This window comes from Paraburkholderia sp., from assembly GCF_026225065.1.
GTDB lineage: Bacteria > Pseudomonadota > Gammaproteobacteria > Burkholderiales > Burkholderiaceae > Paraburkholderia.
In genome coordinates this window covers 1-19,260 of the sequence record NZ_JAMFSB010000185.1, presented here as the reverse complement: position 1 = coordinate 19,260, position 19,260 = coordinate 1, and the positions used below count along the sequence as shown (strand labels likewise).

Here is a 19,260-nt window from a genome sequence, read left to right as displayed (position 1 = left end):
CCTGCTGATCCTGGTCGGCCTGCTGGCCGCCTATGTAATCTACGCGATCGTCACGAACGGTCTCGGCATGGGTAAGCCGATCGACTTTTCTATTGTGGCCAACGCCGCCTGGTTCGGCATGCCGCATTTCACGGCACCAGCGTTCAACGCGCAAGCAATGGCATTGCTTGCGCCGATCGCGGTGATCCTCGTCGCGGAAAATCTTGGCCACATCAAGGCCGTGAGCGCAATGACGGGTCAAAACCTCGACGGCTACGTGGGCCGCGCATTCATTGGCGACGGCCTCGCTACCATCCTCTCCGGCTTCGCGGGCGGCACCGGCGTCACGACCTACGCGGAAAACATCGGCGTGATGGCCGTGACGAAAATCTACTCGACGCTGGTATTCGTGATCGCCGCGCTGATCGCGCTGGTACTCGGCTTTTCGCCGAAGTTCGGCGCGGTGATCCAGACGATCCCGGGGCCGGTGCTGGGCGGCGTGTCGATTGTGGTGTTCGGGCTGATTGCAGTGACGGGCGCACGCATCTGGGTGGTCAACAAAGTGGACTTCTCCGACAACCGCAATCTGATCGTCGCGGCCGTTACCCTCGTACTGGGCGCTGGAGATTTCTCGCTGAAGCTAGGCGGCTTTGCGCTTGGCGGCATTGGGACCGCTACCTTTGGCGCGATCATTCTTTACGCGCTGCTGCGCCGCAAGCCCGCGCAGCAACCAGCTGTTTAAGCAGACACCAGTCGCACACGAGCTTGGTGCGTCACTGGCGAGGTGAGTGGATCACTTTTCACCGAGTTCCAGTCTCGCGGAACTTGCCTATCCCGTTCGCGGCGTAAACCAAAACAGCGAGCCGTCAATTGAGCTCGTCGTGAGCGCGTGTCTACGTTCACGCGCGCGCCACGCCGCGCGTGATCAGCGCCGTCTCCGACAGATCCACCTCGCGCATCAGCTTGTTGAGCGTTTCGTCGTTGATCTTTTGCGTGTTGCGCAGCGACAGTAGCACTGCGCGTTCCGCACGAATCGCAGCCAGCTTCATCTGAAACTCCAGCGCCTCGGCGCGGCGAGCCAGTTCGCTCGGCGGCGTGGTCGCGTCGCCGAGGGTTGCGAGGCGGCGACGATAGATATCCATCACGCGTGCCGTCACATCGGTCGCATAGGCTGAAGCCGATTCGTCGAGACCGGCGCTGGCGGTCTCGTGCAGATCGTCGACAGCGCGGATCGCCGCTTGCGCCGCGAGCTTGCGGGCGTGCCGTTCCTCGGCTGCATGTGGATCGCGCCCGCGTCGCCAGCCGTGCAGCAGCAGCGGTAGCGCCACCACCGCCACCAGCAGCGACACCAGGATCACGCCCGCAGCGATGAAGATCGCCAGGTCCCGTCCCGGCAACGCCACTCCGTTGGGCAATGCCTCAGGCAGCGACAGCACACCGGCCATCGTCACCGCACCGCGCACGCCGGCCACCGTCGTAATGGTGACGGTCCGCAGGCCGGGCACCGCGTTCGCCATACCCTGCTTCGCGGCGCCGCGGCTCGCATACCAGCGCAGCAACCATACCCACACAAAGCGCAGCGCATACAACGCGACCGCCACTGCGGCGATATAGCCGATCAGCAAGAGCATCTGCTCATTGCTGGTCTCGTGTGCGTCGATCAACGCCCGGCCAAGGATATGCGGAAACTGCAGTCCGAGCAGAATAAACACCATGCCGTTGAAGACGAATTCGATCATCGCCCACGTGCTGTTGGCCCGCACCCGTTCCGCGACCGGCCCCGCATGCGCGATGCTGGTGTAGTTCATCATCATCCCGGCGGCGACCGCCGCGAGTATGCCCGACCAGCCGAAATGCTCGGCGAACAGGTAGGCCGCGAACGGGATCAGCAGCGTCATGACCACGCCCGGCGCGGGGTCGCCGTTCTCCATCACGCTCAGAAAACGCGCGGACACGAAGCTGAACAGCCAGCTCACCACGGCGCCGGTCGCGAGTCCGCCGAGCGCGATGATCACGAAGCTGATCGAGGCATCGCGCAGGGAGAACACACCGGTCAACGCGGCCGCGATGGCGAACTTCAGCGCGACGAGGCCCGACGCATCGTTCATCAGCGCCTCGCCTTCGAGGATGTGCATCAGTTGCCCCGGAATCCGGTTCTTGCCCGCGATGCCGGTCAGCGCGACCGCATCGGTCGGCGACAGGACGGCAGCGAGCGCGAAGGCGACCGGCAGCGAGATGGCCGGCACCAGCGCATGCACGAAATATCCAACCGCCAGCACCGTCATGAAGACGAGTCCCAGCGCTAGCAGCAGGATCGCGCGCCGCGCCATGAAAAACTCGCGTTTCGGAATGCGCCATCCGTCCGCGAACAAAAGCGGCGGAATGAAGAGCATCATGAAGATTTCCGGATCGAAGGTGACGTGCAGCCCTAGCCTCGGCCACGCGAGCAGAGCGCCGAGGACGATCTGTACGAGCGGGAGCGGCAGCTTGACTGGCATCACGCGAACGCCGCCGGAGGCGGCCACCGCGAGCAGGAGGATCAGGACAGTGAAGACAATTTCCATCTGGCTCGTTTAAGGAGAAGACAGCATGGTTTTCTGCGTCGGCCGCTGGTGTTCTGACCGGCGACATAAGGCCGAAGTTTAGCCCGAGGTCTCGATCCGGCGGCGCGTTGTACGGATTGAAGCGTGCTGCTCGGAGCAATTCATGCACCGCAAATGGCTTTTTTGGGGGTAACGGTGGCGCACCGAATCGGTGCGTCGTGCGCCCGGACGCAACGCGAGCAGCTTTAGTCGGTGCAGCGGCGCATGCAAACTTCGCTTGAACGTGCGCCAGCGTGCGCACGGACCTTGCTTATGGAGTATCGATGACGCACATTTTGAGAACCGGCGCCGTGGGTGTTCGCCTCCACGGTTGGACCGGCCCGGCTCTCGCGTGAGAGGAATGCATGACGATTGCGCAACAGGAAAGAACGGCCGCCGCACCGCACGGCTTCGAGGTGAGTGTGACTTCGGGGCTCGAGCGGTATTCGGTGCGACATGGGGATCTGGAGCTGACGAGCGTGTTTCAGCCGATCTTCAGTTTGTCGCATATGCGCGCGGTCGGCTACGAGGGTTTGCTACGCGCCCACGACGCGCTCGACCGGCCGGTGTCGCCGCTCGACGTATTCGGTCAGGCGGCACGGCTCGGTGATGTGCTGCAAGTAGACCGGCTGGCGCAGGCGCTGCATCTGGAGAACTTCAAGGTGCTCGGCGCCGAGAAGGAGTGGCTGTTTCTAAACGTTCATCCGGGGGCGTTGACCGATCCGTACCACGCCGCCGCGCTGCTAGCGAATCTGCGGCGCCTCGATCTGTCGCCGCGGCGCATTGTGCTCGAGGTGCTGGAGCAACGCGCGGAAGACCTTGAACGTCTCGCGGATGCGGTGCGCAAGTTCCGCGAACTCGGCTTCCTGATCGCACTGGACGATTTCGGCGCGGGGCATTCGAACGTCGAACGGATCTGGCAACTGAACCCGGATATCGTCAAGCTCGATCGCATCATGCTCTCGCATGCCGCGCATCGCGCCGACATGGCGACGATCCTGCCTGGCCTCGTCGCGCTGTTGCACGAAGCGGGCAAGCTCGTACTGATCGAAGGCGTGGAGACCGAGCACGAGGCGCAGATGGCGCTCGGCTGCAATGCCGACTTCGTGCAGGGCTTTTTCTTTGGCCGCCCGAACCCGGGTGCGGCGGATAGCGCTCAGTCCGTGACCTGCATCAGCGAAGTCACCGAACGCTACCGCAACCAGACTGAAGCCCGCGAGCGGCGCAATGCGAGCCGGCTGGCGCCGTATATCCGCGCGTTCGAACGGGCGGCGGAGCGGCTCGCGGCCGGTGAGTTGCTCGATGAGGTGTGCTGGAACTTCCTCGCGCTCGATCACGCGGCACGCTGCTTTTTGTTGGACGAGAAGGGCCGTCAGGCGGGACGCAACGTGGTGCTGCGCGCCGATCGGGCCTCGCATGAGACGCGCTTTTTGCCGCTCGCCGATGCCCAGGGGGCGAACTGGTTGCGCCGCCCGTATTTTCGCGCGGCGATCAATGCGCCGGATAGGGTGCATGTGACCCGGCCGTATCTGTCGATCAACGAAGCGTTGCCGTGCGTGACGCTGTCGGTGGTGACGCATGTCGGTGAGCAGACTTGCGTGTTGTGCGGGGATATTGATTGGGTGGAGGAGGAGCACGAGGGCTTGTAAAACGGCGGTTCGCTTTCGGCTCCCGAAAGGCTGCTGGGAATAGACTAGCACTGCTTCGAACCTTGCTCGAAGCAGTGCAACGTTGCTAACTCACTTCGCTACTACCACCGGAATTCCGCGCAAGGTTCCAGCCCCCTTCGCCTCTTCCAGCGCCTGCTTGACCGCTGCGCCCGTCGCCGCTTCGATCTGTAGACGCGCAGCGAGTTCGCGTTCGGAGCGCTTCACACCGGCCAGGTTCGCCAGCTTCACATGCCCATATCCACGCACACGAGCATGCAGATCCGCTAGCTTGACGATCTCCTCGACGTTGTCCGCATCGAGCTTTGCAAGCGCGCGTTGCAAAGTGGTTTCGTAATCGTCGGCCAGTTCGCGTTCCATCCGGCGTTCCAACGTTCGGCCAAACGGATCGAGCATCGTGCCGCGCAGCCCACGGAATTTCGCCATCGCGCCAAGCACCGGCCACAGCCATTGACCGAATGTCTTTTTCACCGGATTCGCGCCATGCTTGGGACGTGACAAAGTCGGCGGAGCGAGATTGAATTTCACGCCGAAGTCCTTGCCCGCGACGCCTTCGAATTGCGCTTCGAGCGAGGCCCGAAACGCGCTATCCGTATGCAGGCGCGCCACTTCGTATTCGTCCTTCACGGCCAGCAGGCGATAAAACGTCGTCGCGACTGCACGCGTCACTCGCTCGCCCGACGAAGCACCGCCGATACTCGCCTCGGCGCGCCGTGCCGCATCCACCAGCGCACGATAACGCTTCACATAAGCCTCGCCACCATATACCGAGAGACGTGCTTCGCGGTGCGCGATCAGTTCATCCACCGTATCGATACGCACCGGTTGTTGCGCACCGTGCCGTGCTTGCCACAATGCTTCGAGCGCCGCCGGATCAGCCGCCGCGAGACGACCGATCGAAAACGCTAGCTGATTCATCTGCACTGCGACATTGTTCAATTCAATCGCACGCATCATCGCGCCGAACGACACCGGCACCAGACCGAGCTGCCACGCAAAACCGAGCATCAGGATATTGGCGCCGATCGTATCGCCAAGGAAACGCGTGGCGAGCGCCTGCGCGTCGCAGCTCGACATGCGCTCTTCACCTGCCGCATGACGCATCTTGTCGATCAGCGCGCCGGCGTGCAGGTTCGCGTCCGGGTTCTGCACGAAGGTTGCATTTGGAATTGCATGTGTATTCACGACAATCCGCGTGCGGCCGTGACGGACAGTTTGCAGCGCATCGGAACTTGCTCCTACAACCATGTCACACGCCAGCAGCACGTCGGCCTGCTGCGTATCGATGCGGACCTGGTTGAGCCACTCGTCACGTGCGGCAAAACGCACGAACGAGAGCACCGAGCCGCCTTTCTGCGCAAAGCCCATGAAGTCGAGTACTGAGGCGCTCTTGCCCTCCAGATGCGCAGCCATGCTGATTAGCGCGCCCACCGTCACAACGCCCGTGCCGCCGACGCCCGTTACCAGAATGTCGTACGGCGCAGCATCGAGCTGGGTGGCCGGCACCGGCAGCGCATCGACGCGCGCAGCCAGCGCTGCGGCATCGAATGCCACGCCCGCGGCCTTCTTGAGCTTACCGCCTTCGATCGTTACAAAGCTCGGACAGAAGCCGTTCACGCAAGAAAAGTCCTTGTTGCACGACGACTGGTCGATGCGGCGCTTACGGCCAAGCGCAGTCTCAACCGGTTCGACCGACAGGCAATTCGATTGCACGCCGCAATCGCCACATCCTTCGCAGACCTCTTCGTTGATAAAGAGGCGTTTGTCCGGATCGGGAAACTCACCTTTCTTCCTGCGACGACGCTTTTCGGCCGCACAGGTCTGGTCGTAGATCAGCACGGTGACGCCGTCGATATCGCGCAACACGCGCTGCACCGCGTCGAGCTCGCTGCGATGATGAAACGTGGTGCCCTTCGGGAACAGGTCGTGATGACCGTCGTATTTCTCCGGCTCGTCGCTCACCACGACGAAGCGGGACACCCCCTCCGCTTCCACCTGACGCGCGATTTGCGGCACCGAGATGCTGCCGTCGACCGGCTGACCGCCCGTCATCGCGACCGCGTCGTTATAGAGAATCTTGTAGGTGATGGTGGCTTTCGCCGCGACTGCCTGGCGGATCGCCAGAATGCCCGAGTGGAAATAGGTGCCGTCGCCGAGGTTCTGGAAGACGTGACGTGTTTTCGTGAACATCGAATGCGAGGCCCAGTCGACGCCTTCGCCGCCCATCTGGATCAGCCCGGTGGTATCGCGCTCCATCCACGAGGCCATAAAGTGGCAGCCGATACCCGCTTGCGCGATCGAGCCTTCCGGCACCTTGGTCGACGTGTTGTGCGGGCAGCCGGAGCAGAAGTACGGCGTGCGTTTCACGGCATCGGCAGCGTTCGAGAGGATTTGCGGCGCGACCAGATCGACCACACGCTCGCGGCGATCGAGCGCGGGCTTATGCCGGGCGAGCCAGTTCGCGAACACCGGCAGGATGCGCGAGGGCCGCAACTCACCGAGTGACGACAGCAGTAACGATCCATCTTGCGCATGCTTGCCGATCACCACCGGGCGCGCGCCGTCTTGCCGGTTGTACAGATAATCCTTGATCTGCTGTTCGATGACCGGGCCTTTTTCCTCGATCACCAGCACTTCGGAGAGACCTTCGATGAATGTGTCGATGCGCGTCATCTCCAGCGGAAAGGACAGCCCGACCTTGTAAATCCGCACGCCTGCCGCTTCGAGATCGGCGACGGTGAGGTCGAGCCGGCGCAGCGCTTCCATCAGGTCCAGATGCGCCTTGCCGCAGGTGACGATGCCCACGTTCGCGTGCGGACTCGGCGCGATCCATTTGTCGATGCTGTTGCTGCGCGCGAAGTGGCGCACTGCATCGAGCTTGGCCGCGAGCCGGGCCTCGATGGTGAGGCTGGGCAAATCCGGCCAGCGGTTATGCAGGCCGCCGGTGGGTTCGACGAAATCTTGCGGAACGGTCCATTGCGTTTGCAGCGCATCGAGATCGACGGTCGAGCCGGATTCGACGGTCTCCGAAATCGCCTTGTAGCCCACCCACGCACCCGAGAAGCGCGACAGCGCCCAGCCGTACAGCCCGAACTCCAGCATGTCGGCAACGTTGGACGGATTCACCACAGGCATATGCCAGGCCATCATTGCAAAGTCGCTTTGATGCGGCATCGACGACGACACGCAGCCGTGATCGTCGCCCGCCACCACCAGCACACCACCATGCGGCGAAGAGCCGTAGGCGTTGCCATGCTTGAGCGCGTCGCCGGCGCGATCGACGCCAGGGCCCTTGCCGTACCACATCGCAAATACGCCTTCGACGGTGCGCTCCGGGTCCGATTCGACCCGCTGCGTGCCGAGCACGGCGGTGCCGCCGAGTTCTTCGTTGATCGCAGGCAGGAAGCGGATGTCGCTCGCTGCGAGCAGTTTCTTCGCCTTCCACAACTGCTGGTCGACCATGCCGAGCGGCGAGCCGCGATAGCCGCTGATGAAGCCCGCGGTGTTCATGTCCCGCGCTTTGTCGAGCGCGCGTTGCATCAACACGAGACGCACCAGCGCCTGCGTGCCGGTAAGGAAAATGCGGCCGCGGGTGGCGGTGAGGTTATCGGTCAGCTTGTAATCGGCGAGGGCAGGCGTGCCGTCGATGGGCAAGCGGGCGGTCATGATGAGTCTCCGTTTTTATGCGTTCGCGCGAGGTGGATGGGGACCACAAAGGCTTCGCGTCGAAAGAGACTCTATTTTTTAGCGCCGATTGGAGAAAATTATTGCTACTTTCCGGGTTTGCTCGCGCAAAGCAGTGAAGTACTTCGCGAATTCGCCCGGTTTTGAGATGGATTTGCCGGTCAGCCCGAGGGAGCCTTATTTGCCTTGCGCGCCCGTCTTACGCACATCAGGCGCCCGGCACCGCCCGCGGGTCGATCGCGGCAGCCGGGACCGGCGGCGTCATGGGTTCAAGCGGTTCGACTTCGTCGAAGTGGGCGTAATCGATATGGCTCACCCCTTCTTCTTCACGCAGCAGGTCGACGTACTTGTGCTGCCAGCGAATCGCGTCGGCTTCCCAGGTGTGACGCGCCTGCATGGTTTGCGCGGTCTGGTCGTCCGCGCCTTCGATGGAAATCAGCAGGGACGCTTCGCGCGCTTTCATCGACTCGGCTGTCTCACCGAATAACGGGCTCGTCTCGTCGATGATATGCATCAGGGTCCAGCTAAACAGAAACGCGGGATGCTGTTCGCGGACGAGCGTCAGGTCGTAGAGTTTGCGCAACATGTAGCCCTCGGGAGAGGTTTCGACGCGCATCAGGCGCATTCTGCCGTGCGCTTCCGCGATCAGATTCTGCCGGCCGTTCGCCGCGCGTGCCATCAGCGTCATGTGGCCGTCGATAGGCCGCACCACGGCGTAGCGCGAAAACATGATCCTGGCGCGCGGCCGCGAGAAGCGAGCAAAGATCAGGCCGGTCGCCAACGCGATGCCTGACATGCCGACGAAAATTTCGAGCGTGGCGATCCAGTGGGCGTAGACAGTCTGCGGATGCATGTCGCCGTAGCCGACCGTCGCGAGCGTTTCGACGCTGAAGAAGAACGCGCCGCCGAAGCCGGCGGGATACTGATTGGCAATCGGCTTTGTGCCGAGCATGTAGAGTGAGGCGAACGTCGCGTTGAGCAGCAAGAACGTCAACCCGAGCGACACGAAGAACACCGGCCATTTGACCACCAGCGCGCTGTGGTAAATGTCCTGCCAGAAGCGGACCGGCATGCCGTGCGCAATGATCGTGCGCGAACCGAATGGAATCTCGCGGCTGCCACGGGGCAGCCGCTTGCGCGACGCGGTCGCGGCGTCCGCCGCGGCAGAGTGGGCGCCCGCGCCGATGCCGGGCATAGCGCCGGGGCTGGCGGCTGGGCCTGAGCTCGGGCCGGTCGTACGATCTGACGTGTTGGTGGCCATTGCGTGTTTGTCAGCATGAAAACGCGCAAAGCGTAGCACGCCGCACGGCGTGTCTTTGCAGATTTTGGGCGCTTCACCGCACGCTGCGATGCGGCCTCAATCCGCTTCGTGCGAACTCACGTCATCACGGAAAAGTGTGCGGTTTCGGAATTCCCGCGCCGTGTTCGATATCCGTGATCGCCTGTTGATGAGCCGCTTCAATCGCTTCGGTTTCGCTGGCGTAGCCGGCGTCGCCGCCGACGGTGGTCCACGCCTGCACCGCGCGTTCGAGATGGCGGATTTCATATTCCGCATCCCACCGCGCACCTTGCAATCCAAGAGGTCGGACGTGGATCGAGTACACGCCATAGAGGAAGAGCTGTTCAGCCATCATTGCCTCCAGCCGGTTGTTTCCTTAAGGGCGCCGCGCAGCGCGAACGTGCCGGCGGCACCAACGGCACCAGCATGTGGGGTGCCTGCCTAGAATTCGATTTCGCCAAGGATGCGGTGAGCCAGCGCTTTGGCTTCTTCGAGGGCCTCTTCCTCGGTGGCCGAGGTGGCCTCGACTTCGTAGACTGTGTTCTCCAGCTCGCCGCCCTCGTCGCGCGAGAGCGTGACGAGACCGCGGTACGCTCCGCCGTCTACCGGCTGCACTGTGGCAATCGCCGTGTAGAGTCCTTTGGTGTAGGTGACGTCCTCCATGATGCATCTCCAGCAAGGGGGAGATTCCATCCTAGCACGCCGATTCGCGGCTCACCGGCCATCTGCGTGACACCTCGGCTCGCGCGCCGACGAATCCCGGCGCGCCGCGAAACTTAGCCCTCCAGCAATGCCACCACTTCATCGAGCGACGGCGAGTGCGCGCCGGCGTGGCGGCAAGCGGCCGCCCCGGCCGCCAGCGCAAAGGCGAGATGCTCCGGCCAGCCGCGTTGCGGCGCCGTCATCAGGCTGAACAGCAGGCCGCCAATCGATGCGTCGCCGGCACCGACCGTATCCGCCACTTCGACGCGCGGCGGTTGCGCTTCGATGATCGTGTCGCCTTCGATCAGCGTGGCTTTCTCCGAACCACGCGTGACGAGCACGGTCGCCTTCGGATTCATCGCACGCAGTTGGGCGAGCGCGTCGGCTTCGCTGGTCTTGAACAGCAGGCCCAAGTCTTCGTCCGAGACCTTGATGAGGTCGGCGAGCGCGGCCATCTTGCGCAGCGTCGGCTCATAGCCGTGCGCCATCAGGTTGCGGTAATTCGGGTCGAAGCTGATCTTCACGCCACGTTCGCGCAACTGCGCGGCCAGCGTGGCGAGCGTATCGCCGAGCGGCTGGCGCACGAGACTGATGCAGCCGAAGTGCGCCCACTTCACCTGGCCCATCCAGCCGTCCGGTAGCTTCGAGGGATCGAAGGCCAGATCTGCGCCATTCTCACCCATGAAGAAGTACGCAGGCGGGTGCGTCTGATGAACGATCGCCAGCAGCGGCGGCCGTTCAACGCGCTGCATGAAGCGCATGTCGAGGCCTGCAGCGACGCTGGCTTCCCAGAGCTCGTCGGAGAAATTGTCAGTGCCGAGCGAGCCGACGCAGGCGGTCCGCAGGCCGAGCCGCGCGACCGCGCGGGCGACGTTCCAGCCCGCGCCGCCAGGCCGTGATAGCCATTGCGAGTCGCCGGTACGCACGAGGTCGGTCAGGATGTCGCCGGCCGAAACGAAGAGGGGAAGTTCAGTGCTCGCGCTCATGGTGCTCACCGTGCGGGTTCAGTCGTGGTGGACGGGGCGTGCGGCAGTGCATGCATCAGCACTTCGTAGCACGCGCCCATCGTGTGATAGTCGGTCTTGCCGGCCGGGCTCTTTTCGTCGCTGTACTTGCGATTGTCGCAGGTCAGGATGCGATACCACGCACCGTATTTGTGATCGACGAAATGCGCCCAGCTATAGCGCCAGATTTCGTCGTACCAGTCCCAGAAGCGTTCGTTGCCGGTGCGCTTGCCGAGCAGCGCGGCGGTCGCGAAGGTCTCGGCCTGCACCCAGAAATACTTGTCGTGATCGCAGACAGTGCGGTCCAGGCCGAAGCCGTAGTACAGGCCGCCGTGATCGTCGTCCCAGGCGTGGGTCATGGCCGCGTCGAACAGTTCGATGGCGCGCGGCAACAGCCACGGCAACGGGCGGTGCCGCTCGAGGATCAGCAGCAGCTTCGCCCACTCGGTCTGGTGACCGGGCTGGAAGCCCCACGGGCGGAAGATATTCGAACTGTCTTCCTCGTTGTAGTGCCAGTCCACCGACCAGTCCGCGTGGAAATGCTCCCATACCAGACCTTGCGAGAGTTTCGCCTGACGCAGCGTGATGTTCGACGCCACGCGTTCCGCCCGGTCCAGATACACCAGATGGCCGGTCGCCTCATAGGCGGCGAGCAGGGCCTCCGTGGTGTGCATGTTGGCGTTCTGGCCGCGGTACGAACTCACGCGCCAGTCGGGTGTTGCCTCGTCGGCGTAGAGGCCGGCGGCGGCATCCCAGAAGCGGTGCTCCATCAGCTCGAAGGTGGCGCCGATCATCGGCTTGGCCTCTTCGATGCCGGCCATCGCGGCATGCGAATACGCCAGCAGTACGAAGGCGAGTCCGTAGCAATGACGGGTGGCGTCGAGCACGTGCTTGGTGCCGTCGCGCCAGTCGAACTCCCAGTCGTAGCCTTTGAGTTCCGGGTCCCAGTGAACGTCGCGCAAGAAATCCAGGCCATGGCGCGCGTACTCGAGATGTTTCGGATCGCCAAACTCACGGTATGCCATCGCGTAGTTGAACACGTAGCGGCAACTGCTGACCAGGTGGCGCGTCGTGCGGTTGTAGATCGAACCGTCGTCGCTGAAGAAGTGATAGAAGCCGCCGCTTGGATCGAACACGTTCGGCGCGTAGAAGCGCAACGTGTCCTGGATATGCGAGAGCAGAAACTCGCGCTCGCGGAAGCTGGCGACAGCGGGCGCCTTGGGCGATGCTGCGCCCGGATGGTTGGAATGGTCGGGTTGGATCTGTTCGGATTGCGTCATGGTGTTTTCACCGAGGTACTGGCACGTGCGATGAGATGAACGGGCAGGTGGACTTCGAGTTGGGCAGGCGACTCTTCAAGCAGCAGTTCGACGCCGCGCCGGCCGAGCGCTTCCTTGTCGACGGCGATCGTCGACAGTGGCGGGGTAGCGTGAGCGGCGGCAGGGATGTCGTCGAAACCGATGATCGCGATGTCGTGCGGAACGCGCAGGCCGCGCGCGAGGCAGACGCGCAGCGCGGCAAGCGCGGCGGCGTCGTTGTAGGCAAACACGGCGTCGGGACGCTCGCCAGACGCATCCAGCACGCGTTGCATGGCCAAGGCGGCGCCGGTGTCGGGATCGAGCCCGGCGTCGATGGTCACTTCAAGCGACGGGTCGAACAGCAGACCGGCCTCGAAGAACGCGCGCCGGTAGCCGAGCGCGCGCTGCGCGATGCTGAAATGTGCGAGCGAGCCGCCGATGAAGGCGATGCGCTTGTAGCGGTGCTGGAACAGATGGCGCATTGCCAGCGCCGCGCCGGCCGCGTTGTCGAGGTTGACTGACCGTAGCCCCGGCGCCCACAGGTCTATCAGCACGAGCGGGCGCTGCATGGCGACGAGCGTGGTGAGCGTTTCGGGCTCGACGAAGCCGGCGACCGCGACCGCGTCGGGTGCATGCAGGCGCATCTGCTGGATCACGTCTTCCGTGGGTCCTGCGGTCAGCACGGACGGCACGATGCCGCGCTCGCGGCAGGCATCTTCGACACCGTGCAGCACGTGCGAAAAGAATGGGCTGGCGGCGAAATTATTGTGCTGGCGGTGCAGCAGAAAGGTCAGCCGGCGGATGCGCGGGCGCAACTGGGCCGGGTCGTAACCGAGCTGACGCGCGGCCTCGACGACCCGCATGCGGGTGGCATCGGAGAGACCTGGCTGATTCTTCAGCGCGCGGGAGACGGTGCCGATCGACACGCTGGCGGCGCGGGCGACATCGCGGATGGTTGTGGCCATCTGGGTGGGCGGCGAACGCAGTGCTGGCCGCTGGCTAAGTTGATTTCGGGGGATTGTATAGTAAAACAGGCGGAAAAGTCCCTGTAGTCACGCGAATCGGTACGCGTAAATACCCGTATATAAGGTGGAATAGCGGTTTCATTATGTTTAGTAAAATTAACTAAACATTCGACTAAATTTGCGGGAAAGGTGAGTTTTAGGGGGTGAACAGTAGGAATCCGAAGCATTATTCGGTGGGGTGAAGAGCTGGAACCGGCGGCGGCGTCGGCGCCGGGTAAACGGATCCATCAGTCTGCGAGAGTCGCCGCTGTTGCGAGGAACGTCCCCCAGTTAGGGCAGTGCAGCCGTCGCCTCAGTCGAATGCGGCGTGGCGCGCGTCGGTATGCCCCTGCAAGAGCGCGTCGCTTTCATCCGCCTCGATCAGCACGAACCCGCTTGGGTCCTGCTTCGCGCGCCGCTTCGCGAGCGCCGCCACCGAAGCGACTTCCTCGCTGCTATACAGCGTCGGACCGACATGGGACTCGATGTGCACGCAGCCGATCGCCATCGTCACAAAGCCGAAGAAGGTTGCATTGCCGCGCCGGTCTTCACCGTGGATGCCACCCACGAGCCGGTCCTCGGGCGCGTAGAAACGTTGCGCGCCTTCGTTGAACAACTGGATCGCGCGCAATACCCGCTCGCGCCAGTCGTCGCTCTGAAACAGGATCAGGAAGTCGTCGCCGCCCACGTGGCCGAGAAAGTCGCGAGTCGGATCGCACACGTCGGCCAGGACTGCGGCCGCGAACTTGAGCACTTCGTCGCCCTGCCAGTAGCCGTACTGGTCATTGAAGGGCTTGAAATGGTTCAGGTCGACATAGCAGGCGTAGAACCCGGCGTCGTGGCCGAGCAGCCGCGCGATGTGCGAGCTGATCGGAATGTTGCCGGGCAGGAAGGTCAGCGGGTTCGCGTAGCGCGCCGCTTCGATGCGCACTTCGGTGACGGCGCGCACCAGGTTCTCGCCGGTGCCGAGGCCCGCGTATTTGCCGTTGTCGGTGATGACGAAGCCGTCGGCGAGATACCGCTGGTCGTCGCTCGCGAGCAGCTCGGCCATCTGTTCGACCGTCATCGACTTTTCGATGATTACCGGCGACGCGTTTGCAAACAGCAGGCAGGGGCGTTTGCCGAACAGCTCGCGGTGGTACGGCAAGGCGTAGCGCTCCATGAAGGCGCGCCGGTTGATCAACGCCACCGGCTCTTCGTTTTCGACCACGGCTACCGCGTGCAGCTCCGGCAAGCGGTTGAACAGTTCGAGCACCTCGTTGTTGGTGGCTTGGCGCGGCAGCGCAGGCGCATGCACCATCATCTTGGCCGACGCCATACCACCCGAAGGTGATGCGCTGACTGCGCGCGTTGCCTCCGGAAACACGGCGATGTGGCCGGCACGAATCGCCTGGCGTGCGTCGTCCGTCACCATGCGAGCCGGCTTCGCGTTGGGCCGGCCGAAGAAATAACCCTGCCCGCAGTTAATGCCCATGTCGCGCAGCACGATCAGATCCGCTTCGTTTTCGATGCCCTCGGCCACCAGCTTCGCGCCGCTCGCGCTGGCGAATTGCTGCATGGCGCGCACGGCCTCGAACTTCAGCGGGTCGCTCGCGATGTCGTGAATAAAGAACCGGTCGATCTTCACGACGTCCGGTCGCAGGCGTACCCACAGATTCATGCTCGCATTCGCGGTGCCGTAGTCGTCGAGCGCGAATTGCGCGCCGGCGGTGCGCAAGCTCGCCAGCGCCGGCAGGAACTGGCTGATGTCGGGAATCGCGCTTTGCTCCGTCAGCTCGATCACGATGCGCTCCGGGTCCACACCCGATTGCCGCAGTAGCCCGAGCGTGTCCTCGCGTGCTTCGGCGAGCTGGCGCAGCGCGCCTGCGCTGAAATTCAGAAACAGCTTGCCGTCGCAGGCCGACTGCGCGAATGCCTGAACGCAGATGAGCGCGGCAGTGCGTTCCAGTTCGAGCACGCGGCCCTCGGCGTTTGCCAGCGCGAACAGCGCGAATGGTGTCTCGAGTGGCGAGCCGGCGGGCCCGCGAATCAGCCCTTCGTAACCAAGAATTGCCCCGTCGTCGAAATCCACGATCGGTTGAAATACTGCGAACAAATCACGCCGGGCGATCAAATCCTCGATGCTGGGCGTGGCAGAACGAGGGGGCGAGCGAAGTGGCATGGCATTCGGCCAAAGCGGTGAACCGTCGGCTTATCGGCGGCGGCACGGAGAAGTTAAGTGAATTTTTAATGACAAGACGCACCGACGTGGTGCGCCTGCGCCGTGTCTTGGCTTGGGGCCAGATGCGGCCGGGTTCGTCCGGCCGTTTTGTTTGCATTGCGCCTATGCCTTCAGGCCAGGGCGACGCCGCGAGCATTTCGGCGTGAAATAACGGAAAGCCGCGTGAGGGCGGCTTTATTCAGACAGGCTCAGGGAGGGCGTTTTATGAATCTTTTGTTCGACAGGCTCGGCGCGTCAGTGTCGCGCAACGGCGGCCGCGGGGCGGTCCTCTGCGGCAGCGCGGGTTTCAGCGCTCGTGTCGCGCGCGCCCCAGCGTTGCGCGAGGGCGGCGCATACCATCAGCTGGATCTGGTGAAACAGCATCAGTGGCAGCACGGCGGCGCCCACCGCGTGCGAAGCAAAGATGACCTTCGCCATCGGCACGCCGGAGGCGAGACTCTTCTTCGAGCCGCAGAAGATGATGGTGATCTGGTCCGCGCGGTTGAAGCCGAGCCGCTTGCTGGTGAACATCGTGACGGCCAGCGCAAGCGCCAGCAATACGGCGTTGATGAGCACGAGGCCGCCCAGTGCGCCCAGCGAGGTATGCCGCCACAGGCCTTCCGTGACCGCTTCGCTGAAGGCGCCGTACACCACCAGCAGGATCGAACCCTGGTCGACGAACTTCGTCACGCTGCGATGGCGCTCGATCCACTTGCCGAGCATCGGGCGCAGCAACTGCCCCGCCACGAACGGCACCAGCAGTTGCAGCACGATGTTCCAGACCGTGTGCCATGCGGACGTGCCGCCGGCTGCCTGATTCGTGACGACAAGGCTGACGAGCGCCGGCGTAATGAAGATGCCGAGCAGGCTCGACGCCGAGGCGCTGCACACGGCAGCCGGCACATTGCCTTTGGCGATCGAAGTGAACGCGATGGACGACTGGACCGTCGATGGCAGCGTACAGAGGAAGAGGACGCCGGCGTAGAGCGCAGGCGTAACAAGGGGCGAAAGCAGCGGTTTGAGCGCGAGCCCGAGCAATGGAAACAGCGCAAACGTGCTTAGCAGGACGACGATATGCAGACGCCAATGCGTCGCGCCCGCCACGATCGCTTCGCGCGAGAGCTTGGCGCCGTGCAGGAAAAATAGCAGCCCGACGGCGAAATTCGTCAGCCAGTTGAACCAGACGGCCGCCTGCCCATGCACGGGCAGCAGGCTGGCGAAGATCACCGTGCCGACGAGGCACAACGTGAAGTTATCGGGAAGCAGTTTCGGGCGAGCCATTTCGCAATCTCAACTCAATTCGGGTGACGCGGGTAACGCGGAAATACAGACACGCGTGCGCGCTGGCACGTGGCGTTTGCTGTAGGGGGAAGCGGTCATTAGTAACGGATCGTGATTAAAAAATCAAATTCATTTGCGGAATCGATTGATGAGGATTGTGCTTCTCAGGTGTGTCGAAGCCCGCTTGGCGGAACGGGTGCGAGGGGTGTAATGGGGCGCTCCAGGCGGTAATCAGGAGGTCCTGATTTGCCCCTTGTGCAAGGCGTTTGTCGCGGAAAAACGTCGCAGTAACATGGTGTTACAAGGCAGTGTCAGGCCTAACACTTTTTGGCTCGACACCCCCCCGACCGACCCATAAATTACTGCTCAAAGGCCAATGGGATGCATGAGTTGCGGATTGACCGCAGCGGGTACGCAAATCCTGGAACAAGCCTCGCCGCAGCTCGAACGGCAGGCTTCAGGCGGGTCTTCGGGCAGGTGAATCATGGTGGACGCAGGGTTGGTGAGAACCAGGCAGTGGGTGTTGGGCGCAGTCGTGACTGTGCTGTGTTCGTTCGCCCATGCCAGAGCGCCGCAAGCACCGCACGGCGGTGATTTCGGCGGCGGGTTTGCTCATGCCGGCGTCCACCATAATGCGCGTGCTTCCGACGCTCGTGCCGAGCGTGGCGCATCTTCTGAACGCAACGCCCGGGTTGCGCGCAACGCGGCTGCATCCCATGGCGGCTACACGAACGCGCAGTCGCCACGCGTTGCTGGCAACGGCGGTGGTGGGTATAACGGCTACAGGGGCGACGCCCGCGCCGACCCGCGTGGCGGATTCCAGTACGCCGGCGCCATTACCACGGTGAGCACCGAGGTCCGCTCGGTGCCGCGTCCGCCCGAGGACGAAACGATGGTGCGGGCCGGTTCGATCCGCGCCGACGTCGCGCGCTACAACGAAGAGCGCGGCGCCACTCGCCCGGTTCCGCACCCGCCGGAGTATTTGAGTCGGCCGCCGGGGCAGTCGCCCTACCGCAACTAGCCTTTTCCCGAACGTTCCTCAATGACCGGTGCGCGCTCCGCTCGCACGAGGCCGGTCGGCCTGCTCACCATCATCGTCACGCAGACGGCGTCGCCAGCCACTTTCTCCTGCTTTCAATCTGTCAGCTAACCTGCGCCTGGTCATACGGTGTCGTGTCTGCCCGTCCAAGTGACGTTTGCACGCCACACTTTCGTGACAGCACGACGCACGGCACCTTACCGAATCATCAAATTTTGTCCTTCGCCGGGCCGGCCGTCATCGGCGCGGTCCCTGATCCGTTATCTGTCTTTGCGCTGCAGGCCTGGCGGGCCTCACAGCCGGTTGCCGGGGCAGGTATGCCGCGGTACGGGCGAGAGTCAATCGTGCTTTATCAGTCCGATAAACGACAAAACTAATCGGACCGATATACCGGCAATAACAACCCATATTTTTGTCCATAAAAATGGTCCGCAAAGATGGTCCCGCCCAGATTAGCTCGTTGATCTAACGGACGACTGAGAAACCGGTAGCGCGAGCTTCCCCGCCGCACAGCAGCCACACCCTTTGACAAAGACAGGAGAACCCATGAATACAAATTTCCGCCGTGCGCTCAATACGACTCTCAAGACCAGCGTCATCGCTTGCCTGCTGGCCGGGGGCGCATCGTCGGCGTTCGCGCAATCGAGCGTGCAACTTTATGGTCAGGTCGATGCCTGGGTCGGCGATCAGAAATTCCCGGACGGCAAGGGTGCCGCGGAGGTGTCCGGCGGCGGTATGTCGACTTCCTACTGGGGCTTGAAGGGAGCGGAGGATCTGGGCAACGGCTACAAGGCGATCTTCACACTGGAAGGCTTCTTTCTGCCGCAGACTGGCCAGTACGGCCGCTTCACGGGCGATACGTTCTTTTCGCGTAACGCCTACGTCGGTATCGAGTCTCCGTACGGTACGGTCACGGCCGGGCGTCTGACTACGCCGCTGTTCGTCTCGACGATCCTGTTCAACCCGTTCGTCGACTCGTACGAATTCTCGCCGATGGTGTGGCATACCTACCTCGGCCTTGGCACCTTCCCGACCTACAACACCGACCAGGGTGTAGCCGGCGACTCGGGCTGGAATAATGCGGTGGAATATTCGTCGCCGAACTTCAACGGCTTTAGCGCCAACGTGATGTACGCCCTCGGCAATACGGCGGGTGAGAACGGCGCGAAGAAGTGGAGCGCCCAGTTCCTGTACTTCCACGGCGCGTTCGCGGCAACCGGCGTCTATCAGTACGTGAACTTCAACGACGCCCCGGGCGACCTGACCGGCCTCGCGCAGAGCGTTGGGCTTCCGAACATGAAGAGCCAGAGCGTCGCTCAACTTGGGGTGTCGTACGACCTGAAGTACGTCAAGTTCTTCGGCCAGTACATGTACACGTACAACGCGCAGGATATTGGCAGCTGGCATGTGAACACGGCACAAGGCGGCGTGACGGTTCCGGCGGGCCCGGGTTCGATCATGGCGTCGTTCGCGTACTCGCGCGACGGCAGCGGTCTGGACCAGACGCGTCAGACAGCTGCAATCGGCTACGATTATCCGAT

At 63.1% G+C, this 19,260-nt stretch carries 14 protein-coding genes; 4 read left to right on the top strand and 10 right to left on the bottom strand.

The genetic code is table 11. From position 1 onward, the window contains the following. Window positions 1-721, top strand: a 721-nt coding sequence (locus M0954_RS13920) for a solute carrier family 23 protein (protein WP_297353782.1), incomplete at its 5' end; no start/stop codon positions are given. A gap of 157 nt (window positions 722-878) precedes the next feature. On the opposite strand, the gene M0954_RS13915 is transcribed toward M0954_RS13920, so the two are convergent. Further along, window positions 879-2,543, bottom strand: coding sequence for a Na+/H+ antiporter (locus M0954_RS13915; RefSeq protein WP_297353781.1), 1,665 nt, complete (start codon window positions 2,541-2,543; stop codon window positions 879-881). 383 nt (window positions 2,544-2,926) lie between these two features. Between M0954_RS13915 and M0954_RS13910 the strand changes: the two genes are divergently transcribed. Next, on the top strand, window positions 2,927-4,210 hold the full coding sequence (locus M0954_RS13910; RefSeq protein ID WP_122153193.1) for an EAL domain-containing protein: 1,284 nt from the start codon (window positions 2,927-2,929) through the stop codon (window positions 4,208-4,210). 90 nt (window positions 4,211-4,300) lie between these two features. Here the strand turns inward: M0954_RS13910 and M0954_RS13905 are convergent, their stop codons facing one another. The 9 genes from M0954_RS13905 to M0954_RS13865 all read right to left on the bottom strand — a co-directional run bounded on the left by M0954_RS13905 (window position 4,301) and on the right by M0954_RS13865 (window position 16,680). Beyond that, on the bottom strand, window positions 4,301-7,894 hold the full coding sequence (locus M0954_RS13905) for an indolepyruvate ferredoxin oxidoreductase family protein (RefSeq protein ID WP_297353780.1): 3,594 nt from the start codon (window positions 7,892-7,894) through the stop codon (window positions 4,301-4,303). Between the two features lie 226 nt (window positions 7,895-8,120). Then, on the bottom strand, window positions 8,121-9,107 hold the full coding sequence (locus M0954_RS13900) for an ion channel (protein ID WP_297353784.1): 987 nt from the start codon (window positions 9,105-9,107) through the stop codon (window positions 8,121-8,123). Window positions 9,108-9,297: 190 nt separating this feature from the next. Beyond that, window positions 9,298-9,543 (bottom strand): hypothetical protein, encoded by a 246-nt coding sequence (locus tag M0954_RS13895; protein WP_297353779.1) that lies wholly within the window; start codon window positions 9,541-9,543, stop codon window positions 9,298-9,300. A gap of 89 nt (window positions 9,544-9,632) precedes the next feature. Then, window positions 9,633-9,854, bottom strand: a complete 222-nt coding sequence (locus M0954_RS13890) for a hypothetical protein (protein ID WP_122153197.1) — start codon at window positions 9,852-9,854, stop codon at window positions 9,633-9,635. A gap of 113 nt (window positions 9,855-9,967) precedes the next feature. After that, entirely contained in the window at window positions 9,968-10,879 is a 912-nt protein-coding gene (locus tag M0954_RS13885; protein ID WP_122155516.1) for a carbohydrate kinase, read from the bottom strand. A gap of 5 nt (window positions 10,880-10,884) precedes the next feature. Then, window positions 10,885-12,177: an AGE family epimerase/isomerase gene (locus tag M0954_RS13880; protein ID WP_122153198.1), complete on the bottom strand. Its 1,293-nt coding sequence runs from the start codon at window positions 12,175-12,177 to the stop codon at window positions 10,885-10,887. Further along, window positions 12,174-13,160 carry a LacI family DNA-binding transcriptional regulator gene (locus M0954_RS13875; RefSeq protein WP_122153199.1) on the bottom strand — a complete coding sequence of 329 codons (987 nt, stop codon included), beginning with the start codon at window positions 13,158-13,160 and terminating at the stop codon, window positions 12,174-12,176. Before M0954_RS13875 ends, M0954_RS13880 begins: the two co-directional genes overlap by 4 nt. A 352-nt stretch (window positions 13,161-13,512) precedes the next feature. Beyond that, window positions 13,513-15,360, bottom strand: a complete 1,848-nt coding sequence (locus tag M0954_RS13870) for a phosphodiesterase (protein WP_297353778.1) — start codon at window positions 15,358-15,360, stop codon at window positions 13,513-13,515. A 294-nt stretch (window positions 15,361-15,654) separates the two neighbouring features. Then, the gene (locus M0954_RS13865) at window positions 15,655-16,680 is read right to left on the bottom strand and encodes a bile acid:sodium symporter family protein (RefSeq protein WP_122153201.1); all 1,026 of its coding nucleotides are present in this window, start codon (window positions 16,678-16,680) and stop codon (window positions 15,655-15,657) included. Between the two features lie 502 nt (window positions 16,681-17,182). On the opposite strand from M0954_RS13865, the gene M0954_RS13860 reads away from it, so the two are divergent. Together M0954_RS13860 and M0954_RS13855 are read left to right on the top strand one after the other, a co-directional pair. After that, window positions 17,183-17,701 (top strand): hypothetical protein, encoded by a 519-nt coding sequence (locus tag M0954_RS13860; RefSeq protein WP_297353777.1) that lies wholly within the window; start codon window positions 17,183-17,185, stop codon window positions 17,699-17,701. Window positions 17,702-18,265: 564 nt separating this feature from the next. Then, on the top strand, window positions 18,266-19,260 hold a 995-nt coding region (locus M0954_RS13855; RefSeq protein WP_297353776.1), incomplete at its 3' end, for a porin.